This is a genomic window from Chromobacterium sp. IIBBL 290-4, from assembly GCF_024207115.1.
Classification (GTDB): Bacteria; Pseudomonadota; Gammaproteobacteria; order Burkholderiales; family Chromobacteriaceae; genus Chromobacterium.
Window position 1 is genome coordinate 549,534 of record NZ_CP100128.1, and the last position, 24,223, is coordinate 573,756.

The 24,223-nt window shown below is 59.2% G+C and carries 20 protein-coding genes; 9 read left to right on the forward strand and 11 right to left on the reverse strand.

The window, feature by feature from the left end:
* Positions 1–60: 60 nt before the first annotated feature.
* Positions 61–1,569, forward strand: a complete 1,509-nt coding sequence (gene lysS, locus NKT35_RS02510; protein ID WP_254298558.1) for a lysine--tRNA ligase — start codon at positions 61–63, stop codon at positions 1,567–1,569.
* 129 nt (positions 1,570–1,698) lie between these two features.
* Here the strand turns inward: lysS and NKT35_RS02515 are convergent, their stop codons facing one another.
* The 4 genes from NKT35_RS02515 to NKT35_RS02530 form a co-directional block, all read right to left on the reverse strand.
* A complete protein-coding gene (locus NKT35_RS02515) occupies positions 1,699–2,541 on the reverse strand; it encodes a polysaccharide deacetylase family protein (RefSeq protein ID WP_254298561.1) in 843 nt (280 codons plus the stop codon).
* Between the two features lie 37 nt (positions 2,542–2,578).
* A complete protein-coding gene (locus NKT35_RS02520) occupies positions 2,579–2,956 on the reverse strand; it encodes a hypothetical protein (protein ID WP_254298564.1) in 378 nt (125 codons plus the stop codon).
* A gap of 770 nt (positions 2,957–3,726) precedes the next feature.
* The gene (locus NKT35_RS02525) at positions 3,727–4,122 is read right to left on the reverse strand and encodes a hypothetical protein (RefSeq protein ID WP_254298567.1); all 396 of its coding nucleotides are present in this window, start codon (positions 4,120–4,122) and stop codon (positions 3,727–3,729) included.
* A 499-nt stretch (positions 4,123–4,621) separates the two neighbouring features.
* Positions 4,622–5,089, reverse strand: a complete 468-nt coding sequence (locus NKT35_RS02530) for a hypothetical protein (protein ID WP_254298570.1) — start codon at positions 5,087–5,089, stop codon at positions 4,622–4,624.
* A 430-nt stretch (positions 5,090–5,519) separates the two neighbouring features.
* Here NKT35_RS02530 and NKT35_RS02535 point away from each other — a divergent pair, with 430 nt between their 5' ends.
* The 3 genes from NKT35_RS02535 (at position 5,520) to NKT35_RS02545 (ending at position 7,185) form a co-directional block, all read left to right on the forward strand.
* Positions 5,520–5,936 (forward strand): DUF1484 domain-containing protein, encoded by a 417-nt coding sequence (locus NKT35_RS02535; RefSeq protein ID WP_254298573.1) that lies wholly within the window; start codon positions 5,520–5,522, stop codon positions 5,934–5,936.
* A gap of 657 nt (positions 5,937–6,593) precedes the next feature.
* The gene (locus NKT35_RS02540) at positions 6,594–6,908 is read left to right on the forward strand and encodes a DNA-binding protein (protein ID WP_254298575.1); all 315 of its coding nucleotides are present in this window, start codon (positions 6,594–6,596) and stop codon (positions 6,906–6,908) included.
* A gap of 4 nt (positions 6,909–6,912) precedes the next feature.
* Positions 6,913–7,185 (forward strand): helix-turn-helix domain-containing protein, encoded by a 273-nt coding sequence (locus NKT35_RS02545; RefSeq protein WP_254298578.1) that lies wholly within the window; start codon positions 6,913–6,915, stop codon positions 7,183–7,185.
* Between the two features lie 331 nt (positions 7,186–7,516).
* Here NKT35_RS02545 and NKT35_RS02550 read toward each other — a convergent pair whose 3' ends face one another.
* The 3 genes from NKT35_RS02550 to NKT35_RS02560 all read right to left on the reverse strand — a co-directional run bounded on the left by NKT35_RS02550 (position 7,517) and on the right by NKT35_RS02560 (position 11,866).
* Positions 7,517–8,833, reverse strand: a complete 1,317-nt coding sequence (locus NKT35_RS02550; RefSeq protein WP_254298581.1) for an enoyl ACP reductase FabMG family protein — start codon at positions 8,831–8,833, stop codon at positions 7,517–7,519.
* A gap of 112 nt (positions 8,834–8,945) precedes the next feature.
* Entirely contained in the window at positions 8,946–10,136 is a 1,191-nt protein-coding gene (locus NKT35_RS02555) for a radical SAM/SPASM domain-containing protein (protein WP_254298583.1), read from the reverse strand.
* Between the two features lie 107 nt (positions 10,137–10,243).
* Positions 10,244–11,866, reverse strand: a complete 1,623-nt coding sequence (locus NKT35_RS02560; protein WP_254298585.1) for a methyl-accepting chemotaxis protein — start codon at positions 11,864–11,866, stop codon at positions 10,244–10,246.
* 440 nt (positions 11,867–12,306) lie between these two features.
* Between NKT35_RS02560 and NKT35_RS02565 the strand changes: the two genes are divergently transcribed.
* Positions 12,307–13,923: a methyl-accepting chemotaxis protein gene (locus tag NKT35_RS02565; RefSeq protein ID WP_254298586.1), complete on the forward strand. Its 1,617-nt coding sequence runs from the start codon at positions 12,307–12,309 to the stop codon at positions 13,921–13,923.
* Between the two features lie 45 nt (positions 13,924–13,968).
* On the opposite strand, the gene NKT35_RS02570 is transcribed toward NKT35_RS02565, so the two are convergent.
* Entirely contained in the window at positions 13,969–14,733 is a 765-nt protein-coding gene (locus NKT35_RS02570) for an SDR family oxidoreductase (protein WP_254298588.1), read from the reverse strand.
* 349 nt (positions 14,734–15,082) lie between these two features.
* Between NKT35_RS02570 and NKT35_RS02575 the strand changes: the two genes are divergently transcribed.
* On the forward strand, positions 15,083–15,700 hold the full coding sequence (locus NKT35_RS02575; protein WP_254298590.1) for a hypothetical protein: 618 nt from the start codon (positions 15,083–15,085) through the stop codon (positions 15,698–15,700).
* Between the two features lie 72 nt (positions 15,701–15,772).
* On the opposite strand, the gene NKT35_RS02580 is transcribed toward NKT35_RS02575, so the two are convergent.
* Positions 15,773–16,009: a hypothetical protein gene (locus NKT35_RS02580; RefSeq protein WP_254298592.1), complete on the reverse strand. Its 237-nt coding sequence runs from the start codon at positions 16,007–16,009 to the stop codon at positions 15,773–15,775.
* A gap of 288 nt (positions 16,010–16,297) precedes the next feature.
* Complete coding sequence (locus tag NKT35_RS02585; RefSeq protein ID WP_254298594.1) at positions 16,298–17,098, reverse strand: AraC family transcriptional regulator; 801 nt, start codon at positions 17,096–17,098, stop codon at positions 16,298–16,300.
* A gap of 91 nt (positions 17,099–17,189) precedes the next feature.
* On the opposite strand from NKT35_RS02585, the gene NKT35_RS02590 reads away from it, so the two are divergent.
* The 3 genes from NKT35_RS02590 to NKT35_RS02600 all read left to right on the forward strand — a co-directional run bounded on the left by NKT35_RS02590 (position 17,190) and on the right by NKT35_RS02600 (position 19,863).
* Positions 17,190–17,939: an alpha/beta fold hydrolase gene (locus NKT35_RS02590; protein ID WP_254298596.1), complete on the forward strand. Its 750-nt coding sequence runs from the start codon at positions 17,190–17,192 to the stop codon at positions 17,937–17,939.
* Between the two features lie 228 nt (positions 17,940–18,167).
* Positions 18,168–18,593, forward strand: a complete 426-nt coding sequence (locus NKT35_RS02595) for a hypothetical protein (RefSeq protein ID WP_254298598.1) — start codon at positions 18,168–18,170, stop codon at positions 18,591–18,593.
* 265 nt (positions 18,594–18,858) lie between these two features.
* Positions 18,859–19,863, forward strand: a complete 1,005-nt coding sequence (locus NKT35_RS02600; RefSeq protein ID WP_254298599.1) for a hypothetical protein — start codon at positions 18,859–18,861, stop codon at positions 19,861–19,863.
* A 1-nt stretch (position 19,864) separates the two neighbouring features.
* Here the strand turns inward: NKT35_RS02600 and NKT35_RS02605 are convergent, their stop codons facing one another.
* Positions 19,865–24,193 (reverse strand): EAL domain-containing protein, encoded by a 4,329-nt coding sequence (locus NKT35_RS02605; protein ID WP_254298601.1) that lies wholly within the window; start codon positions 24,191–24,193, stop codon positions 19,865–19,867.
* Positions 24,194–24,223: the final 30 nt, after the last annotated feature.

Genomic DNA, 24,223 nt, shown 5'->3' on the forward strand with positions numbered 1-24,223 from the left:
GTTTTTGCCGTTTTTTAAAAGTGTATTTGCCGAAGGACCCCAACCCGGCACGGAGTCATCATGTCTGATCACGAACAAGCACCGGCGCAAAGCCAAGACGAAAACCAGATCATGGCGGAACGCCGCCAGAAACTGCAGGCGATCCGCGAAAAAGGCATCGCCTACCCCAACGACTTCAAACGCAGCCACTTCGCCAAACCGCTGCAGGACGACCACGCCGCTAAAGAAGCCGAGGCGCTGGAAGCCGAAAAAATCGAAGTCGCCGTCGCCGGCCGCATGATGCTTAAACGTGTGATGGGCAAAGCCAGCTTCGCCACGCTGCAGGACGTGAGCGGCCGCATCCAGGCCTTCATCTCCCGCGACAACGTGGGCGAAGACGTCTACGCCGACTTCAAGCGCTGGGACTTGGGTGACATCATCGCCATCAAGGGCGTGCTGTTCAAGACCAAGACCGGCGAACTGACAGTGCAAGCCACCGAAGTGCGCATGCTGTCCAAGAACATCCGTCCGCTGCCGGAAAAATTCCACGGCATCGCCGACCAGGAAACCAAGTACCGCCAGCGCTACGCCGACCTGATCATGAGCGAAGAGACGCGCGACACCTTCGTCAAGCGCTCCAAGATCGTGCAGAAGGTGCGCGACGTGATGGTGGGCGAAGGCTACCTGGAAGTGGAAACCCCGATGATGCACCCGATCCCGGGCGGCGCGTCGGCCAAGCCGTTTGTCACCCACCACAACGCCCTGGACATGCCGCTCTACCTGCGCATCGCTCCGGAGCTGTACCTGAAGCGCCTGGTGGTGGGCGGCCTGGAACGCGTGTTCGAGATCAACCGCAACTTCCGCAACGAGGGGATGAGCACGCGCCACAACCCCGAGTTCACCATGATCGAGTTCTACGAAGCGTATAGCGACTACCAGCGCATGATGGAGATGACCGAAACCATCATCCGCGAATGCGCGCTGGTTTCCTGCGGCTCCACCACCGTGAGCTACCAAGGCAAGGAAGTGGACCTGGGCAAGCCGTTCGACCGCTTCACCATCGTGGAAGCGATCAAGCACTACAACCCGCAATACACCGACGCGCAGCTGTCCGACGCCGCCTGGGTGGCCAGCGAGATCAAGCGCCTGGGCGGCAAGCTGCCCCCGGCGCCGGGTCTGGGCAGCCTGCAACTGGCGCTGTTCGAAGAATGCGCCGAGTCGCTGCTGTGGAACCCGACCTTCATCATCGACTACCCGGTGGAGGTCTCCCCGCTGGCGCGCGGTTCCGACACGCAGCCGGGCCTGACCGAGCGTTTCGAGCTGTTCATCGTCGGCCGCGAGCACGCCAACGGCTACTCGGAGTTGAACGATCCGGAAGACCAGGCCGCGCGCTTCCAGGCGCAAGTGGCGCAGAAGGATGCCGGCGACGACGAAGCGATGCACTACGACGCCGACTACATCCGCGCCATGGAATACGGCCTGCCGCCGACCGGCGGTTGCGGCATCGGCATCGACCGTTTGGTGATGTTGCTGACCGACGCGCCGTCCATCAGGGATGTTATTCTCTTCCCGCATATGAGGCCTGAGTAAGCATTTGGCTGGAGTTGGATATGTCGAAACCGCTCACCAAAAGTGAGCGGTTTTTTTACTTACAACACACCAAAAGAAATGGAAAATCGTAAGTTATACTGAAATAAAATAAGACCTAAGCCATACTTTTCAAGGCTGTGCGCAAGTCCAACCAGCAGAAATAGTATTAGTGCTAATATAATTTTTTACTGCCACTACGGGTGCCACCCATAGATCTGAGCGACGGCTATATAAATAGCTTATAATCTTTTCATAAGCTGCCGCAGTAACAGAATAACCATCTCCGGTATCTCCTAACGAGTGAAAAATGAGTACAGTCCAAGTCCCATGAGCAATTCCATTATCGATAGCTTGTTTTGCCATATTAAAAGCAGTCACATCATCGCCATGCACTGGTAGACCACCAATGTAATAACGCCGTTGCATTACAACTTCAGGATCATTTTCGCCTGTACCAGCTATTCGAGCTCCCGATACAACTGCCGACAACAATGCTGCATATTCACAAGTACCAACTTGTCGACTTTGCACCCCATCTTGTGAACCAATACTATAAGCACCTTCTGGATATGCATAAGTATGGTCCGTTGGAACCATAGAGTAAATATTCTTTAACAACCACCATTCCATATTACTTACATCACTAGCAACATCAGTCCAACTTTTACTTACCAGAACAGAAGCCCCCCAATGAGAGTAGGAATGATTACCGATTTCATGCCCTCTTTGGAATGCCTGTTGCCACGATGCAGCATTAGTTACTACTGGTGGCATGCCCTGAGCTGTCAAATAGAATGTCCCACGAAATCCATAGCGATCCAAAATATTAACTTGGCTAAGTTGACTAGGCCATCCATCATCTGCCGATATGCTTACTGCACTCTTTACTGAGTTAGGCCATGTAATAGCAAAGGAAGAGCTAGGTAGCACTGCAGCCACCAACCATAGTACTTGACAAATAGTTTTTTTCACAAGAACCAATCCTTTTCAAATAAAATTAGCTAAAGTTTTACTTATTACAAATTTCATATTTTCTTTTAGCACCATGAATATCTCGACGAACCAAAGCCAGCTTCTCTTGAATCATTTTTAAATCTTGATAGTCCCCATCACCACCCTCTATAGAATTACGTTTAAAAGCGATGAGAGTTTCCATTGAGCTTGCCTTATTTTTTAAAGAATTTATTTCCTCAAATGCTTCCCTGCAATTTTTTTCATTATTTTTAGACACTGAATTAATAATATTTTTTTTACTACGTTCAGCCTCAAAAGATAAGTGTAGTGTTGCCAATTCAGCCTCTAACTCTTGATTCTTCTGTTTCAAAATCAACAACTCAGATAAATTATCCGATTTCACTACGATAGCCCTCTCGTCTGCGTGAGCCATGCCATTCTCCACTGTGCTACTGCTCGGATTACTAAAAAAAAATCGACAAGTTCCAAACCCGGCAAGCCCACCGATAAAAAATATACTCACAAGAAACGGAACTCCCCCTCTAAGAACCATAAATCCTCCTAACCACTATATGTAACTTCGTAAATTCAATAAATCATTCCAACCAGAACCTAAGAAATACTATAATACTTTATACTAATTTAACCAAGGCCCTAGGTTTGGCTGAGCCAGGCGAAGCCCAACGTTTACCGCGCAATACGGATTAGTTTTGTGTCCGCTCCGCGGACAGATATTTACGTGCCGGTTCCGCCCTGCAGAACGGGTCCATTTCTTTTGCCTCGCCAAAAGAAATGGACGAAAGAAAAGGCGACCCAACAGCGCTGCGAAACCCCGCCTCCAAAGCCATTTTCAAGGAGCCGCCGGTACTAGCCGCGCGCGACCGTCGCGCGGCGTCGAACAGCCGGCGTCTTAAAACCTTGAAAATGGCTTCGGAGTCGGCGAGCGCTGATGGGATAGGGGCCAATCGGTTCGACTCTAAGCGCAGGTTGCCGTCATCCAGCAGGGATGACGCACCACTTGTCCAACCCTTACTTTCCTGCTTTCTCCAACACCACGTACCTTGATATCATAAAGACTGCTAGGACGAAACAGTTAGGTTGAATATCCCATAGGGGCGATCCACCACTTTTACATGAGCCACTCACGATAATCCATGCGGTACATAGTGGTAAAAACTCCCCAGATTCGCATCAATATAAAATTTAGTCACTCATACGCAAATCCTCACAAACGCACTCCTTCAACCACGCAACAAAATCTTCGTAAACTGTTACAGATGGAAAACCTTCACGCTCAGCCTTTCCAGACCAAGTCAAATGAACGACTATTACCGTTTTACTTACCTTTTGTTCATCTAGTAAAAAACCTGCAATATCATCAGAATATGTGCTAACAGCAAAGGGTTGTATGTCTTTATATCGAATCGAGTTTGGCAATGCCGCTTCCAACCGAAACTCTCTACGCAACTTATCTGATCTATCTTGTGATGAAACAAATCTCCATGCCAAAAAATAATTTGCACCATTCAGAGCCATCTGCAAATATGGCTGCGGAAGCAATTGACGATTTGGTCCTCTTATATCTTGATGATCTATCAAATTAATAACTCCCAAAGTATAAATTCACCCTTATTTCCATAAAGCTATTCCGTGCAAAGCCGAACGTTTACAACACAATGCTGATTGGTTTTGCGTTCGCTCCGCGGACAGATATTTAAGTGCCGGGTCCGCCCGGCAGAACGGGTCCATTTCTTTTGCTTCGCCAAAAGAAATGGACGAAAGAAAAGGCGACCCAACAGCGCTGCGAAACCCCGCCTCCAAAGCCAACTCAAGGAGCCGCCGAAACTACATGCATGCGAATCTTTGATTCGCCCAGCGGTACGCGCTACCGTCGAGCGGCATCGAACAGCCGGCGTCTTAAAACCTTGAGTTGGCTTCGGAGTCGGCGAGCGCTGATGGGATAGGGGCAAGTCGGTTCGGTTCAAGTAACCGATTAAACAAACTCCAGCGGTAGGGTGGGCAAGCTTCAAAGCTTGCCCACACGCTTTCTGCATACCGTTAGCCGTGGGCAAATCAAGATTTGCTCACCCTATGTAACTCATTCCACTTGATTTTTATACGTTTTGGTAAATTTCACCCCATTAAAAGTATGAGTACAGCAGCGACAATGAGGCTCCAATGTTGATGGACCTATATTGGGATTAACAATTTGAAGCACTCCATCCTCTGCAACAAATAGCCCACTAAAATAACTTGACTCACCAATCAATACATAATCTCTCTTCTGAAATTCATGCAATGCCACCATCCAGAAAATTGGTTCTGTTCTGTCTAGCCGAGCGCTTGCCTCAGAGAAAACATCATTCCAATTACTCCCAACCTTTGACAGAAGAAATTTAAACAGCGGAGTATAGTCCAAACCTCGCTGTACATTCCTCTTCATTCCTTGTCTCTTGACATCGGTTGAGTCTATTTTTTTCCCACTGCGCTTGTAGTCACTACCATGGTGATGGAAAACACCATGAGCCAATGTATTAACTTTACGAAAAAGTGGCTTCTTGCCCATTACAACCCCGCTTGTACCCACAGATTCAAATATTTATTTGCACAGTTTACGCTTATTTACATTAGTGTGCTGCTCATCCCGCACTTCTTGCTTGCGAAATAGCCTGTATTCCCTGGCCCTGAATCTCTGGCTCAAAGCACAGCTCTTTTTTCATTTTATTTGCTTGCCTGAGCAACCATCCAGCCGGATAATCTAACCCGTGCCGTTCAATAGCGGCACCGGGATTGGCGTCCCGCATTCAGGCGGACTTGTGTGCAAGGCTGGGCCTTGTCGCGTCCGTACACCATTGCACGTCCTCTATGGCGGGCCATGGTGGGAGCATCTATGATGCGCCGCTCCTGGATCGGTACGCCAATCCCGCCATGTGCCTGCCACCCCTACTTGGCGTTGGGGTTGGCAGGGTTAAGCACCTATCCAGGAGGGTTTTGCCATGCCTAGCATCACCCGCAGTTCGTCGCACCTCGCGTTTTCCCTGAACAACCGTCACCCTGCCCGCAGCCGCTGGCTGCTGAACAAGCAAGCTCCTACGCATCCGCCAAGCTTGTTAGCCATGACGCGGCTGCACGAGGCCTTTGCCGCCTTGCAGGAACAATTGGCCAACAAGGATCAGTCAAAAGTCAGAGAGCCGGCCGCGCGTGTGGCGCATTTGTGCCACGACATCGAACAGGCGGTGGTGGAGTCCATCTGCCACTTGTCCCACGGCCAGTTGGGTTTGCAATCCGTGATCGAGCTGCTGGCTTGCCTGGGCGATGATGTCCGCCTGCCTTCCAGCCGCATCAAGGAGCTGCTGGAGCCGCTGGATAAACGGATGAGCCAGTCCCTCCCCCTGCTCACCCGCGTGCTGTAAGCCCTGTGCCATAAGCCGACAGCCTGCGCGCTTCCCAGCGGCAGGCTGTTTTGGTAGCGTGGGCAAATCAAGATTTGCCCACCCTACCGGTCCTCTTCTCGACAGCCGATCGATTTGGATTCGACCGATTTTGTAGGGTGGAATCCCGGCCATGCCGGGAGTTCCACCGCAATGCGTTCCACCGCAGTGGCGGATCGCCCCTCCGGGGCATCCGCCCTACCTCGTACCAGCCGCACGCTCATTAGAACGAATACAACGCGCCCCTTCCCCCTTCAGCACGCGCCGGCCAAAAAACGTCGGGCGAGGTTTTAAGACGTCGGCTGTTCGACACCGCGCGACGCTAGCGCGTACCGCTGAGCGAATCAAAGATTCGCACGCATGTAGTTCCGGCGGCTCCTCGCTCGGCGCTTTTTTGCCGGGGTTTCACGGGCTGCTGGGGCGGCCGGGGATAAAAGGGGGCTGGCCGCACAACCCCCTTTTCCGTCCGCCGGGCGGAACCGGCACCCACACATCGTCCGCAAAGCGGGCTCTACATCTGCGACGCAAACTGGCAGTTCTGCCGAGCCCCTGCCCCTTGAGCCATTTTTAACGGCAGACTGGCATTTTATCTTCACGAGTCGTCATTGCCACCATACGGCAATGCCGTATAATGATGCTATGTACACCGTCATTGAGACACACGTCTTCAAGCGTTGTGCTGATGAAGTTTGGTCCACGTCAGAACGTTTGGCCTTCATCGAGTGCCTGGCAAACAATGCCCTTGCAGGCAGCGTTATTCCTGGTTCTGGCGGCTTACGCAAAATTCGCTGGAGTCGAGCAGGGATAGGCAAGCGGGGTGGTGTCAGAGTGGTCTATTACAATCTGCTTGAAGATGGCTGCATTTACTTGCTCATCGCGTATACCAAGGCCAAATTCGACAATTTGCCCGTGGCATTTCTCAAGCAGTTACGTGAAGAGGTGGAAGGTGGATAAGGAAATGGAACAGTTTCAGGCAGACCTGCTGCAATCGGTCAGGGAAATGAAAGCGGGCGAAGCCGCCCGCATCACCAAAGTGGAAATGTCCCCCATAGCCGCCACCCGCGCCAAAACAGGCTTGTCGCAAGCCGCTTTTGCTGGCCTGCTGGGGGTAAGCACACGTACCCTGCAAGACTGGGAGCAAAACCGGCGGCAACCCACTGGCGCGGCCAAGACGCTCTTGAAAGTGGCCGCGCAGCATCCAGAAATTCTGCGCGATCTCAAAACCACATAAGCTGGGCATCTGGGCAAGCTTCAAAGCTTGCCCACGCGCTTGCCGTACATGGCTACCCGTGGGCAAATCAAGATTTGCCCGCCCTACTGGTCCTCTTCTCGACAGCCGGTCGATTTGGATTCGACCGATTTTGCAGGGTGGAATCCCGGCCATGCCGGGAGTTCCACCGCAATGAGCTCCACCGAATGCATCCCCTCAATGCGCTCCACCGCAATGGCGGATCGCCCCGTTGGGGCATCCGCCCTACAACTTGCTGCCAGATGGCCATTTCGCGCAGATCATAAAAAAAACCCGGCGTCTCAACCGGGGTTTTATTGGCTTGAACGTTCGCTCAGCCGTGCATACGCGCCAGCTGGCGGGCGATGATGTCGTGGTTGAGCCATAGCACCGGGGCCGAAGGCGCGGCGGCTTCGCCGAACATCAGCGGGCCGGTGCCTTCCAGCACCAGGCTGCTCAGCAGGTCGGTCACCAGCGCGTTGCGGTCTTTATGCTTGCTGGTGATGTCTTCGGAGGTGCCTATCATCACCTCGGCCAGTTCCGGCGAGTTGTCCATCGGCCAGGCCGGGAAGTCGCGGAAGGTCTGCATGGTCGCGCTGGTATTGTAGGCCTCGATCTGCGACAGCAGATCCGCCACCGAATAGCCGTCTTGCAGCAGCGCTTCGCAGGCCGCCCATTGCGCTTCCGCCCAGTTGCCGCCGCCTTCCTGCTTCAGCGCCTTCAGCAGCGGGAACAGCGACAGCTCCACGCCGACGAAGATGTCGGACGAATTGGTGCGGATTTCCGGGCAGTTGAACACCGTGGCCTTGACGCCTTGCGACCAGGCGGCGCGGGCGTGGTCTTCCAGCCGCTTCTTGGCGCGGCCCTGGGTGTAGTTGGTATAGGTCTGCCACTGGTATTGGCCGTCGATCAGAATCTCGGTGCCGTGATAGCCGTAAGCCGTGTAGCGCGCCTGGCCGCCAGTGCGTTCCAGCCGCTCGCGCAGCGCGGCGCTGCCTTCGATCAGGTACTGGAAAGTATTGGCGGTGACTTCATCGAAGTTTTGCAGGATCAGCTTGCCCAGGTCGCTGTCCAGCAGCGCGCGCGTGGACAGGAAACGGTCGCCGCGGCCTTTGTAGATGCGGTTGGCGATGGCCAGGAACACTTTCACCTTGGGGATGCCGCCGGCCATGGTGTGGGCGAACAGCACATTGCCGCCGTCTTTCACCAGCGGGTCCAGTTGGGCCATCACTTCGGCCACGCCTTGCTTGAAACGCGCCACGCCGGCCTGGCGGCAGCGCTCCACTTGCGCCCAGTCCAGCTTTTGTTCTTGCCAGTTCTTCAGCGTCAGCGGCGCCAGCAGCTCGGTCGGCGTCGCTTCGCCCGCCGGCGCGTCCAGGTCGAAACCGGCCATCAGCGGCACATTGATCACCTTGCCGCCCAGACGCGCCTCGGCTTCAGCCAGTTCTTCGGCGTTCAGCGGGCGCAGGCTGTTGTCGGCCTCGCGGCGGCCCACGGTCAGACCGATGATGGTCATGCCGGCTTCGCGCGCCTGGTTGATCAGGCCGTTGGCGTAGCCGCGGCCAAACAGTTCGCCAAACAGGACGAACACATCGCCTTGGCGGAACAATTGGCCTTGCGGGAGGTTTCTCAGGGATGTCGGTGCATTCACGGCGCGTCGCTCGGATAGGTCAAAGGCTCTAATTCTAATGTCAAGCGGACGCGGCGGCAATTCAGCGCTTACGCGGCCGGAGGCCTGCCAGCCCCCGGCAAGGGCTCACGCGCTAGGGCATGATCTCGACGTACTCGTACACCTCGCAATCGCGCAATTGCTTGCGCGCCGCCAGGCTGGCTCGCTCAAACCAGGCTTGCGGGCCATGGCGGTCTATCTCCTGGCCGATGAAGCACAGCAGCTCGCAGATCGGCTCCACCACGTTCTGGCGGTAGCGGGCGTCGTTTTTCTCATAGCCCAGATAGAGGTTTTTCATGCAATTGCCGCGGCACCAGCTGTAGGCCTCGCAGCCAGGGCAGGGCATGGCCGGCGTGGCTTGCAGCGGGCTGGCGCGCAGCCAGTTGCCTTTCACGTCGCCCATTTTCATTTGCGGCAGATACATCATGTCCGGGCAGGGGTAGATTTCGCCGCTGGGCATGACATTGAGCAGATGGGTGGAGACCCGGCATTGGGTGCGGCCGGCGTAAAGCTCCTGGGCGCGATCCGGAAACAGCTTGTTGCGGACGATGCCCATCAGGGGAATCAGCGGGTAAAGGCGGTCGGTAGCGGCGAAAAAACGGGCGATCAGCTGGCGCAGCACCGCTTTGCGCTGGTCCAGCGACGCCTGGCCGTACATTTCGTCGGCCACGAACTGCCAGTACAGATAATCAAAAGGCGAATCTTCAGCCAGCAATTGGTCCAGCTCTTCAAAACTGGTATCCGGATTGCCCCAGGTGACGCGCGCGGTCAGCGTGCCGCCCAGCAAGGGCCGAACCTTGGCGAGGTTGCGCATCACCTGCCGGTAAATGCCGCGGCCGCGGTAGCCGTCGGTAATGGCTTCGCCGCCGTCTATCGACACCAGCACATTGGACAGGCGCGCCAGCGCCCAGGCTGGCATATCGTCCAGCAGCGTGCCATTGGTTTGCAGTTGAAAACGGAAGCTGGGGAAACGGCGCATCGCCTCCAGCATCAGCGGCTGGTTCAGCGTCGGCTCGCCGCCGTAGAAAGTGATGTATACGTCTTTGCCAGCCAAATGGGCATCGACAAAGGCGGCCAGCTGTTCAATGTCGTACTGGATTTCGGTTTGCGAGCCCAGCACCTCGCCGACGCCCAGCGAGCAATAGGTGCACTTGAGATTGCATTTCAGCGTGGTGAGCAGTTGCAGCTCCGCCCGCGCGCCGACGATGGGCGGTTCGGCGCCGGCCTTGGGCGGGCAGGAATCGTGAAAATGGACGGGGGCCAGCGGCAAAGGGGAAGCGATCATCTTGAAGCTCCGGTTGGTCAAACCGGGCATCTTGCTCCCGCCGCTCGCCGGACTTCTTGATCTGCGCCAAACGGGGCCGCCTTGCCGCGCGGCCCCAAACGGAACCCTTACAACCGATATTGCTTGAGCGTGGCGATTTGCTGATTGGCCAGATCATCCAGCCGCACCGCGCTATTGGCTGCCTCCTGCGCGGCGGAGGATGATTCCTCGGTCATCTGCGCGATCTGCTCCACCCTTTGAGCGATATTGTTGGTGGCGTCGCCCTGCTCCTTGATGGCGCCGGATATCTCGGCCACCATGCCCACTGTTTCCTCGGTCGCCTGGCCGATCTGCGAGATGGCCTTGTCGGCGTTGTCGGCGCGCTCCACGCCGTTGCGCACCAGTTCCTCCGCCGCGCGCATATGCTCGGTGGCGGCCGATGAGCGGTCGCGCATGGCGGTGATGGTGGAGGAGATTTCCTGGGTGGACAGCGAAGTGCGTTCCGCCAGCTTTCTCACCTCGTCCGCCACCACGGCGAAGCCGCGGCCCATCTCGCCGGCCCGCGCCGCCTCGATCGCCGCGTTCAAGGCCAGCAGATTGGTCTGGTCGGCGATGTCCTTGATCACGCCCACCACCGTGTTCACCTGAGTGCTGTAGTTTTCCAGATCGCGGATGCTGGAGCCGGCGCTATCCACCGCGCGCGAGATTTCGCGGATGTCCTGTATGGTCTGGGCGATGGTGGCGGAGCCCTGCTTGGCCAGTTCGCCGGCATTTTGCGCCAACCGGCGCGACTCCTCCGCCCGCTCGGCCACATGATTGACGCTGACTGTCATCTGTTCGATGGTGGCGGCCATGCTGGCGGCCGATTCGCTCTGCGCGCCGGCGGCGGCCGATACCTGGGTGGCGGTTTGCGACAGATCCTGCGCCGATTGCGCCACGCTGCCGGCGCCGCTCTGGATGGATTGCAGGCTGCCCTGCAGGTTTTCCAACAGCTCGTTGAAGGCTTGCGAGGTCTGGCCTATCTCGTCATTGCGCAGCACTTTGGCGCGGCGGGTGAAGTCATGGCTGCGGCTCACCTCTTGCAGCGTGCTCTGGATGGCGCTCAGCCCGCTCTGGATGGTGGAAAACAAGGACCAGCCAAAGCCCAGCAGCAGGATGAACACGACCACCACCAGCCCGCCCATCTGCCCCATCACGCCGTGATAGGTCTGGGTGTTTTGCTCCAGCGTGTCGAAAGAAAGCTTGATGTTGTATTCGATGTGGTCGGACAAACTCTGGCGCAAACTGATTGCAGCATCTTTGATTGCGCCGCTGGTGATCATCTTCATCGCCTCGGCGCTGTGTTCCGGCCTGCTCGATAGCTGAAAAAAGGTATGCATCGCCGCCGCGTATGCGGCCAGATTCTTTCTATCCGCATTCAGCAACTGCCTGTCGTGGTCATCGGAAATGTCGTTCTTTTCATAAGTATCAAACGCCGTTTGCGCCTTGCTTACGGCGGCATCCGCCTCCGCCGCCGCGGCCTGTTTTTCCGCTGGATCGGAAGACACCGCATTCTTGGTCACCGCCGAACGCACATCCATAAAAGCGTAAGTGGCGGCATTCAAATCCCGCACGCTGGGTGAGAAATTGCTCACCACGCCATCGAATCGGTCTTTCGCCTGGCCCAATTGATACCAACCCATGGCGCTGAGCGCGCCCACAGCCAATAGCGCCACCACAATGGTGAGCAGCAACTTCCGAATGATAGTCATGCGCTTCCCCATGCCTTGCCCGACATTGGCCTAGCCATGCCGCGCTGATTTCCACTTGTGCTTGCGATGGAGTTATAGAGCAGGCTGGGGCTTAGTTCTAAGTAGAAATTCAAGTAGATGAAATCGGCGCCGCGGTAATTATCATCAATATCATTTGACGATGGCATTTCGTGGAATTGACGCGAAACACGCATGCGGTCCCCGGCCCAACAGCGAGATGGCCCCGCGCCCGTCCTCCTCTGTCGCTAAGCATTTATGCCTGATGACATGCAAATGCTTGCCCATTTACCATTAGCATGTATAAATGCATAAAAAATTCAAAAGCCTTGCTGCAGCACGCAGGCAAGGCGGCATACGCGCCTCGCGTCTTGGCGTCGCGCACGCCGCTTATCCCTTTCCCAACCTACTGGCCGCACCAGCTTTAGACGGAGTGGATCGCCATGACAGTCTCTAAAAAAATCTTGCTGCTGATCGCCTTATCCATCCTGGCCCTGATCGGCATCGGCTCCTACAGCCTGTATACCCAATCCCAATTGGCCGCCACCTCGCGCAATTTCGCCAAAGTGGACTTTCCCAGCCTGATTCTGCTGGACCGCCTCAACAACACGTTCTCGCTGATGCGGCTCACCGGCATGCAGGCGCTGGTGGCGGAAACCGCCGCCGACCGCGCGCTGGTCAAAGGCAAGCTGGATCAGCAATATCAAACCGCCAAGGCGGCGCTGGCCGAATACGGCACCATGCTGAACGACGACGAAGACCGCGGCCTGTACAACGACGATCTGCGGCTGCTGGAACAATACATGGGCACCATGCAGCCGCTGCTGGCAGCGGTGGACCGCGGCGCCATGGAAGAGGCGCGGCAGATCCGCGCTCACTCCGCCACCCCGGCCGGCGACAAGCTCAGCCATGCCATCGCCGCCCATATCGACTACAACAAGCGTTTCGTCGATAAGGAAGTGGCGGACAACCAGGCGCTGACCGAGACATCGCGCGATGTCACATTGTCCGTCACCGTCTTGCTAGCCATCTTGCTGATCGGCATTGGCCTGCGTTGCTTCGTGTCCATCACCCGCCCGCTGCGCGACCTCAACCAAACCATGCACGCCATCGGCGAGCGGCTGGACTTCACCCGCCAGGTGCGGGTGCATAACCGCAAGGACGAAATCGGCAATACCGCGCTGATTTTCAATCAGCTGGTGGAGCGCATCCGCGACAGCCTGAACGACATCTCGCACAACTGCGCCAAGGTGTCGGCCTACTCTTCAGACCTGGCGGGCGCGGCCGGCAATGTGCTCACCGCCGCCGAAAAACAGAACGAAGCCTCGGCCTCCATCGCCGCCACCATGCAGCAGCTGACCGTCAGCATCAACCACGTGGGCGACCGCGCCGAGCACAGCAACCAGCAAACCGAGGAAGCCAGCCGCCACGCCGGCAATGGCCAGCAGGTGATCTCCAAAACGGTGGAGGAAATCCGCTCCATCTCCAGCACCGTGGTGCAGGCCAGCAGCAGCTTGAGCGAGCTGGAAGAACAGAACCGCCGCATCGCCAACTCGGTCAGCAGCATCAAGGACATCGCCGATCAGACCAATTTGCTGGCGCTGAACGCCGCCATCGAAGCGGCGCGGGCCGGCGAGATGGGGCGCGGCTTCGCAGTGGTGGCCGACGAAGTTCGCAAGCTGGCTGAACGCACCACCATCCTGACCGGCGAGATCGACCAGGTGATACGCGGCATCACCGACACCTCGCGCCTCACCACCACGCGGATGGGCGAAACCCAGCAACTGGTGGAATCCGGCGTGGTGCGGGCCGACGAGGCGCTGGCCGCCATCGGCGAAATCGGCAAATCATCCAGCAGCGCCTCGCATATGGTGGGCGAAATCGCCGAATCGATACGCGAGCAAGGCGAGGCCTGCAACGCCATCGCCATCCAGGTGGAAAAGATCGCCGAAATGGCCACCCAATCCAGCGCGGCGGCGCAGCAAACCGCCAGCACCGCCGAGCAATTGGACGAAGCGGTGCTGGCGATGAACGAAGCGGTCAGCCGCTATCGGCTGTGACACCACCCATTGGGCCGCGCCCCAAGCGCGGCCCTCGCTCAAAGACTAGCCGCGCGTGATGGAGACCCCGCCATCCGCCCGTATCGCCTCGCCGGTGATGAAACTGGCGGCATCGGACAACATGAACAAAGCCGCGCGGGCGATTTCCTCCGGCTCCGCCAAGCGCTTCAAGGCATGCAGCCCTTCGACAAAGCTTCTCGCCTCTGCCGTGGGCGCGGCGGAGCGGCCCATCTCGGTATCGGTTCCGCCCGGCAACAAAGCATTGGCGCGGATGCCTTGCGCGCCGTACTCGGCGGCGATCACCTGGCTCAAACCGATCAAACCCGCCTTGCTGGCCGCGTAAGCCGCCATGCCCGGAAAGCCTGCGGTCTGCCCGACAAAGCTGGAGGTAAACAACAGCGCGCCGCCGCCCCGCGCCAGCATGACGGGGATTTGCTGCCGGGCGGCCAGAAACGCGCCGCTCAAATTGGTGTCCAGCACCTGCCGCCAATTATCCGCCGACAACAGATGCGTAGGCGCGTTATCGCCCAGCATGCCCGCATTGTTGAAGGCAATGTCGAGGCCGCCAAAGCGCTCGCGCGCCAATGCGACCGCCGCCGCGGCCGTTTGCTCTTCCCTCACATCTCCCGCCAAGCAAACCGCCTCGCCGCCTGCGGCTATGATCTCGTCGCTCAAGGCTTCCAGGGCCTGCGCGCGCCGCGCCACCAGCACCACGCGCGCGCCTTCCCGCGCGAACAGCCGCGCCGCCGCCCGCCCTATGCCTGAGCTCGCGCCGGTAATGATCGCCACCTTGCCCGCCAACTGCGCCATCTTGCTCTCCCCAAGTTCCAGAATGAGCGGTCAGCATGCGATGGCCGCGCCGCGGCGGCGACCCGATTCTTGCCGTAGTCTCTGGCGCGAGATGACCGGCAACACTGCCAACGTCTAGGATGGATGCGTCGCGCCTAGTCTTTTGAGAAGGCCCTGAATGGACCGGCTATCGCGCATGGTGCGCAAGCCCTCCGCGGCCCGGTTGCGAATGACGCCAGACCGCGGCCAACCTGTCCATATGGACGCAGGCCAATAAATGCCATTGTCAAATTCAGGCTTTATAACAGTGCCTCAGGCCTATCCTGGCCTGAGGACACGACCATCCAACTTAAAATCGATGAGGCATGAAATGAAGCTGCCGTTTTCCTTGAATCCGCGCGCCGCGTTGGCTGCGCTGTGCTTGCTGCTCTCCGCCCAGGCCTTCGCCGCCACCGAGACCATCGCGATCTTCCGCCATGGCGAAAAGCCCGATCAAGGCCTGGGCCAACTGACCTGCCAAGGCCTGAACCGCGCCCTGGCCCTGCCGCGCGTGCTGAACAGCGCCTTCGGCTCGCCGGACGCCTTGTTCGCGCCCGACCCCGCCACCCAAGTGTCCGACTCCGGCAACAACTACTACTATGTGCGCCCGCTCGCCACGATAGAGCCCACCGCCATCAGCGCCGGCCTGCCGGTCAACACTGCCTACGGCTTTACCCAAACGGCCAATCTGGCCGCCAAGCTGCTGAGCTCGGACTATGCCAACTCCACCGTGTACGTGGCGTGGGAGCATAAGAAGATCGTCACGCTGGCCAAGCAGATCTTCGCCAACCTGGGACAAAGCGCGAACATCCCTTCCTGGTCGGGCAATGACTACGACAGCATCTATGTCATCACCATCAACAGCTCCGGCAATCAGCGCAATGCGGCCTTCTCCATCCAAACGGAAGGCCTGAACGGACAGAGCACCACCTGCCCCGGCGCCAACTGAGCCTGGCGCCCGCCGCGCAACGCAAAACGGGATGCAAGCATCCCGTTTTATTTCCCTTTGCCCGGCCTTGGCTTATTGGAACTGTTCGCCGTGGTTTTCCAGTTTTTTATGGCCGCATTCCTGGCACACCACATAGCGGTCGATCAGGTCGATGGCCGCCGCGCCGCCGCCGCCCACGCCGGAAAAGAAACCATCCACAAACGCCTTGAGTTGCTCTCTGCGGCTGGCGCCGTACTTCGACGGCTTCTGTTTGATCAATTCTTTATGTTCGGTGGCTTTGCCGCAGACTTCGCAAAACTGCATGGTCATGATCGCGCTCCTGATGGGATCGAAGACAGACATCAATTATGCCATTAGAATCTAAAAATGTAATAAAAATGCAGCCTTCACCCCCTGACGCCGCGCATTCAAGAATCTCCGGCCTAACCTCACAGTGCCGCCCTGCGCTCGTCACACGGCGAAATCAGCGAATTGGCCAGCGACGACGATGGCTACGCGGACTACAGCGCGGATAGCTCCGACAGCTCGGACTTCAGCCTGGACGACACCGACTACTCCTGATTTCCGGCCTGATGCGCGAATAGCCGCCCAGCGCGGCTATTCGTCTCCTCCCGGCCTTGGCAAAGCCTTGGCCGCGAACTGCGTAGGCGCAGCCCCCAACGCCCGGCGAAAAGCGGCGCTGAACGCGCTGACGCTGCCATAGCCCAAATCCGCCGCGATCCGGCTGACAGGCAGCCCCTCATCCAAGCGCGCGATCGCCGCCAGCAGGCAGGCCTGCTGACGCCACAGGGCAAAGCCCATTCCGCATTCCCGCTGAAACAAGCGGGTAAAGGTTCGCCGGCTCATCGCCGCCCGCTCCGCCATCTGTTCGATGCCCACCTCCAGGCTGGGCTCGGCCAACAAGCTCCGGCACAACGCCGCCAGACGTGGATGCTTGGGCAGGGGCGCGTTCAGCGGCAATCCCGGCATGGCGGCCAGCTCATGCAAGAGCAGGTTCATCAAGCCGCCATCGCGTCCGCCGTCCGGGTAGCGGGCGGGCAGCAGCGCAGCCGCTTCCAGCAGTTTTTCCAACAAAGGGGACACCGCCACCACCTGGCAGCGCCCGCCCAAACCCGCCCGCCGCGCGCCGGCCGCGCTGACAAACACATTCCACATTTCCACTTGGCCGGACATCCGCATGCCATGCGGCAAGCCCGCCGGCAACCACACCGCCCGCCCCGCCGGCACCACCCAATTGCCGGCGGCGGTAAACACCGACATGACGCCGCGGGCGGCATAAGCGAACTGGCCGCGCGCATGGACATGGTCGTCAAACACCGCGCCGGCGGGGTAAACCGCGCGCCGGAGCACCAGTTCGCGCGGGACGTCGTCATCAGGATTGAAGGGATCGCTTCGCATGGCTCAAACTCTACACATATTGACCCGATATCGAAAGCAAGCCAATTCCGCCGCCATTACAGTGGAGGCCTATCCACAAAGGAGTCCTTTCATGACGCCTCGCTTCCACCGGGTCGGCCGCGGCCCTCACACCGTCATCGCGCTGCATGGCTGGTTTGGCGACCGCCTGTCGTTTTCTCCCATCGAGCCCTACCTGGATACGGATCGCTACAGCTATGTTTTCATGGATTACCGCGGCTATGGCGATAGGCTGAACTGCGCCGGCGACTTCACCATAGAAGAGACCGCCCAGGACGCCTTGACCTTGGCCGACGCGCTGGACTTGCCTCGTTTCAGCCTGCTGGGCCACTCCATGGGCGCCATGGCGGCCGAGCGGCTGGCCTGCGTGGCCCCCGAGCGCGTTCGAAGACTCGTGTTGCTGGCGCCAGTTCCGGCCTGCGGCCTGCTTTGCAGCGAGGAAACGCGCGCGCTGCAAACCCAGGCGGCGACAGATCCCGCCGCCCGGCGCGCGATCATCGACCGCAGCACCGGCAAGCGGCTGCCGGCCGCCTGGCTGGATTGGAAAGCGCAGTCCTCCTGGCAACGCTCCACGCCAGAAGCCTTCGCCGCCTATGGCCGGGCCTGGACGGAAACCGATTTCAGCCAGGACATCCTCGATCGCCATCCCGCCCTGATCATCACCGGCGGCCACGATCCCGTCTTCAACCGCGAACGGATGCTCCGCGCCACCCTGCAATGGCGTCCCTCCGCCAAGCTGGAAATCCTGCGGGATGCGGGACACTACCCGATGAACGAAACGCCGCTGGCCCTGATCAGCTTGCTGGAGAACTTTCTGGAGTGAACGCCGATAGCGCCGCGCGGCCTGGCTCCGCCCATGCTTTCGGCAAGTCGGCAGACCGGAGACCTATGGCTTAAACATAAGCATGCGCGGAGTACTTCCGCGGCGCGCCGACGGGTCCAATCAAATTATGAACAGATACAAATAGACAAGCCTGTCGGCCCCTGCTCAGCGGATGCGCAACAAAAGCCTGCCATAGTCCACAGCAAGCAACACCGGAAGGACTTAAACATGAAAACCATCAAACTCGTGATGAGCGGCGCAGCGATGCTGGCCGCATCCCTGTTCAGCCTGCCCAGCCAGGCTGGCGTATCCATCAGCGTCGGCGAGCCCGGCTTTTACGGCCAGATCGACATCGGCGGCGCGCCGGCTCCGCAGCTGGTCTACCCGCAACCGGTGATGATCCAGCCGGTTCCGGTCGCGGCCGCGCCCATCTATCTGCGCGTGCCTCCCGGCCACATGAAGCATTGGGACCGCTATTGCATGCAATACCATGCCTGCAACCGCCGCGTGTACTTCGTCCGCGACGACTGGTATCAACGCGTCTACGTGCCGCACTACCATGCGCACCATGGCCATCCGCATGGCGACCCTTACCGCCACGAACACTATGACGAGCATCATGGAGATCATCATCGCGATGATTGGGGCCGCTGACGCCGCCCTCCTCCGCTCAATGAAAGGGACGCCTCGCGCGTCCTTTTTTCATATTCATTCATACAAATTCTTCAGGCCGGCGCGCATGAAAATAGGCCGACAAACCCATTTCATTCTTCAAAACCGCCATCCGCTCCGTCCGCTGGGTCATTTATGGCAAACAGAGCGTCCCGGCTCCCGGCTGCGACATTTTGCCGCAGCGAATCTTCTCCGTCGGGCATCCATACTTCACGCGCCAAAACGCTTATCCACCAAGGAAAACAAGATGACCGCTCGCCATGCCCTGCTGAAACTGCTGCCCGCCCTGACTGCACTGGCCGCTTCGTCCGGCGCCTACGCCTGCGCCAGCTGCGGCTGCACCCTCAGCTCCGATTGGGAAAGCCAAGGCTTCACCACGCAGCCTGGCCTGAAGATGGACATCCGCTACGACTACCTGAATCAGAACCAGCTGCGCAGCGGCACCGGTTCCATCACGCCCAGCGCCGCCAGCCAGTTGAATGGCGGCAATCAGGAAGTCGAGCAGTACACCCGCAACAACTATCTGACCCTGGGCTTTGACTACACCTTCTCCTCCGCCTGGGGCGTGAACGTGCAGCTCCCCTACATCGACCGCAGCCACAGCACCTTGGGCACCGGTTCGGACGGCAGCACGGCGGCGCCAGAGGGCGGCGCTTACACCTCCAGCACCTCCGGCCTGGGCGACGTCAAAGTCATCGGCCGCTATCAAGGCTTTGCCGAAGCGCGCAACTTCGGCTTGCTGTTCGGCTTGAAACTGCCCACCGGCAGCCATACCCAAACCGGCCTGTCCACCGACCCGGCGTCGCCGGGCGTCGCCGCGCCCATCGATCGCGGCCTGCAGCCGGGCACCGGCACCACCGACGCCATTCTGGGCGCTTACTACTTCGGCCAGTTGGGCCGCGACTGGAGCTACTTCACCCAGGCGACGGTGCAAAGCGCGCTGGATTCGTCCGACCAGTATCGTCCGGGAACCGGCGTCAACCTGAACCTGGGCGTGCGCTACGGCGGCTTTGCCGGCTGGATGCCGCAATTGCAGCTGAATGCCCGCTATGCGGCCCATGATAACGGCGCGCAGGCCGATACAGTCAGCACCGGCGGCACGCTGCTGTATCTGAGCCCGGGCGTGACCGTGCCGCTGAACAAGCAAGCCTCGGTTTACGGCTTCATGCAAGTGCCGCTGTATCAGAAAGTGAACGGCGTGCAATTGGCGCCGCGCTACACCACTTCCATCGGCGTGCGCTACGCCTTCTGACTCAGCCCCGGCTCATATGGCTGGCCCAGCGCCGCTCGCTGCGCATGCGCTCGGTCAGCGCAAGGCTGCTGATGGGAGGACTGATCCAGTAACCCTGCAAGATATCGCAGCCCAGCCTTTCCAGCGCCTGGGCCTGCTGGCTGGTCTCCACGCCTTCCGCCACCGTTTTCAGGTTCATCGAGTGCGCCAGCGAGATGATCATTTCCACCATCGTCATCGCCTCCGGCGCTTCCAGCATCCGGCTGACGAAGGTGCGGTCTATCTTCAGCTCATCCACCGGCAAGCGCGCCAGATAAGCCAGCGAGGAATAACCGGTGCCGAAATCATCCAGCGCGATGATGATGCCCAGCTCGCGCAAGCGCCGCAGTTTTTCGACATTGGAATCCAGGTCGGACATGATCTGGCTCTCGGTGATTTCGATGTCTATCCCCTCTCTGTCCGGGAAGTCGCGCAGCACCGCCTCCATCATGGGCACGAAATCCGGCTGCCGCAGCTGCAAGGCCGACACATTGACCGCGACACGCGTCGCCTCCAGCCCTTCTTCGCGCCAGGCAAGGCAATCGCTAGTGGCCTGCTGCAGCACCCAGCGGCCGACATCGACGATCAAGCCCTGCTCTTCCAGCAGGGGAATGAACTGGTCGGGCGGCACCAGCCCGTGCTGCGGATGGTTCCAACGGATCAAGGCCTCCACGCCGATCAGGCGATGCGCCAGGGCATCCACCTTGGGCTGGTAATGCAAGAGAAACTGCCCTTGTTCCAGCGCTTGCCGCAGTTGGCTCGCCCAGGCCAGCGCCGCCGTCGCCCGCGTGGTCATTTCCTCGCGATAGAACAGGCATTTTTCGCCAGAGCTCTTGGCCCGTTTCCAAGCGGATTCCGCATGCTCCAGCAACAAAGCCGGCGTATCGCCGTCCTCGGAAAACATCGCCACTCCGCACACCAGCGATAAGGAGAGCGCTTTGTCCATCGCCTCGAAACCGTCAGCCAGGCACTCCCGCAGCAGCGCATCCAGGCACGCCGCGGCCTCGCTTTCGCTGCCCGCCTGCGGCAACAGCAGCAAGAACTGATCCGCGCCCAGCCGGGCCAGCAACGACGGGTCCTTGACACTCCACTCCAGCCGTCCCGCCAGCGATTGCAGCATCTGATCGCCCGCGATGCGGCCATAAGCGTCATTGATGGATTTAAACTGAGCGACATCCAGATGCGCCACAGCGAAGCGCTTGCCCTCCCTCAAGGCATCCGCTTGCCGCTGCGCCAGCCTATCCAGCAACAGGCTGCGATTGGCCAAGCCCGTCAGGCTGTCGTAATAAGCCAGGTAGTGCAGTTGATCGGCCTTCTCCAGATGGCCCAGCGCATAGGCGATATCCTCCTGCAGCTCCCTGAGCAGCGCCATTTCCTGGTTGTCGAATGTGCCGGCGTCGGCGGCGAACAAGCCCAGCACGCCATGAGTCCGCGCATCGCGGACAATCGGCAGATAGACCGCGGCCCTCACCCCCTTGTCGACCAAATCGGCGAGCAAGCCTCCCAGAGTCGGGTCGTCGGCCAAATCGTTGCAGACCACGATCCGTTTTTCCCGCGCCGCCTGATTGCAGGGCCGGTTCAAGAAAGGCGAATCGCGCCGCAGGCTGAGCTGGATTTGCGGCTGATGCGGAACTTGCAGACCGCGATAGGCGAGAATATTGCCCTCCCCGGTCTCGTCATTGATCTCGCCCATCCAGGCGATCCGATACGCGCCCACCTCGACCGCGATCTGGCATACGCCATCGAACAATGCCTGCCGAGTCTCGCAACGGACAATCAAAGCGTTCACCCGGCTTTGCAAGACATGCAGACGCCCCAGCCGCTCGACGCGCAAGCGCAGCAAAGACTGCTGCAGGCCGATCGCCAGCAACTGGGCATAGGCGGACGCCGCCTCGATTTGCGCCGCCGGGAAACCGCCCGCTTGATCGGAAGCCAAGTCCAGCATGCCGAGCAAGACGCCCTCCGCCATCAACGGCAGGCGGACGCCGGAACGCATGCCCTGCTGAAACAGCCGCTCATGCAAGGAAGCGCGCTTGGCGCATGCCTCCAGATCGCCGCAAGAGCAGATATTCCCCGCCTTCAAGCTCGCCACGTCATCCTGGCCATAGCTGAGCAAGCTCACTTGCTGGCCGGGATCGAAACGGGACGACGCTTCTCTTTGCACCGCCAGCACCCGCGCGAGCCGCGGCTCCTCTTCGATCAACATCACGGCGGCGCCCCAGAACAGCACCTGCTGATGCAATAGGCGCAAGCCTACTTGGGCGATCTGCCGCGGCTCGCTCGCCGATAGAATCGCCTGGCTGAGATTGTTCAATGACTCCAGTTGCAGCACATGGCGGCGCAGTTCCAACTGCGTCCTGCTCCGTTCGCTGACATCCCGCAGGATCGCGGTGAAAAACGACTCGCCGTCCTGCTGCTGGCGCGAGATCGAGGCCTCCAGCTCAAACTCCTCGCCGTTGGCGCGCACCCCTTGCAGCAGCCCCAGCTTGCCCATGCTGCGATTGGTTTCGCCGCTGTCGCCGAAGGCCGCGATCCATGTATCGTGCAGCCCGCGGAAAGGCTGCGGCAGGAAACGCTCCAGCGAGCCGCCCAGCACCTCGTCAGCGCGGCAGCCGAACATTCTTTCCGCCGCCGGATTGAACTGGATGACGCGATGCTTGGCGTTGATGGTGATGATGGCATCCATCGCCCCATCGACCATGCCGGCGTAACGGGCCTCGCTGTCCCTCACATCCTGCTCGGCAGCCCGTTGCCGCGTCAGATCCTGGCTGATCTCGGCATAGGCGGACAGTTTGCCTTCTGAATCGAAAATGGCGTAGAGAATGAAGCGCGTCCAGAAACGGCCGCCGCTCTTCCTTACCCGCCAGCCTTCACGCTCGTTGCGCATCCGCTCCTTGGTCTGCGCCAGCAAGGTTTGCGGCGCGCCGGCGGTTTGATCTTCGCTGGTGAAAAAACAGGCATAACTATGCCCGACGATCTCCTCCGCCGCATAACCCAGAATATTCTGCGCGCCGGCATTCCAATTCATCACCGAGCCGTCAGGCGCCATCAGGAAAAACGCGTAATCGCTGATGGTTTCGGCCAATAAGCGGAACTCGTGATCGCGCCGCGCCAGCTCCCGCGACATCTCGTGCTGGGCGCTGACATCCAGCACTACGCCGTGCAAATACTCCTCGGCGCCAAAGCGGACCTTGCGCAAGGAGAGCAAACCATGAATGGCCCGGCCGCGGACATCGACGAAGTCCATCGCCTCGCTTTGCACGCCGCCATGCTGGCTCAACACCGCCAGCACCCTCTCCCTGTCGGCGGGCCTGCGCCAGATGCCCAGCCCCAAAGAGCTTTTGCCCAGCGCGGCGCTTTTCTCCACGCCGAACAGATCCAGCCAGACCTGATTGATCTCGGTCAGCGCGCCATCCGAGACGCGGCTGATCGCCATCGCCACCGGACTGTCTTCAAACAAGGTCTGAAACCGCTCGTCGCTCAGACTCACTTCGCGCAGCGCCGCCGCCAAGCCTGCCTGGGAGCGCAGATGCAACTCGCTGAGCATGCTCAGCAGCAATCCGATCAGCGCCAACATGGCATGCTCAAGCAGGAAGGTTCCGATTTCGCCGCCAGGCGCCGGCGACACCATCAGAAAACGCATGGCCAGCGAACTGGCGATGGTGCCGACTGTCGCCAAAATGCCAGGGCCAGCCCCCCCGAACAAGGCGCTCAAAGTGATGGGCAACACCAGCAGCAGCAGCAGGTGGTGCGAACCCAACCCGCTGCCCAAGGCAATGCGTACCCCCTGAATCAAGGCAACGCTCAACACGGCGAACAAATACTGCATGCCGCTTACCCACCAGCTTGAAGGCGGGAGCCGGGCCAAAGAGGCCGCCTCCGGATCCGTCGAAGACAGCGCGCAAAACAAGAGATAGGCGCTCAAACCAACGAACAACCCATCGAAAAACACAATCCCGACAAAATAGTGCGTGCCATGCAAAACCCTTGGCAGCAAAATATCCGGCACCGACAAAAATAGGGTGGACACCACCGCATACACGGCGGCAGCCGATAAGGCCAGACATCCCGGCCTGTCCGTCAGCCAATGCCATGCCGCGCCCCGGCGAGCGAGCCATTCGCGCCACATGGGGCTGTAGCGCCAGACGCCCTGGCATAGCACAGCCGCATTCACCACGATGAACAGACCATCCCATACCCAACCAGACGGAACGTCCTTGGCCGCCAGCCACACATTCTGTTCCAGCGCGTCCGGCACCATGATCCAAAACGCAGCCAGCAAGGCATACAACAACACAATGATGTAACGCATGCGCGAACCACGCATTTCCACCCCCAGACG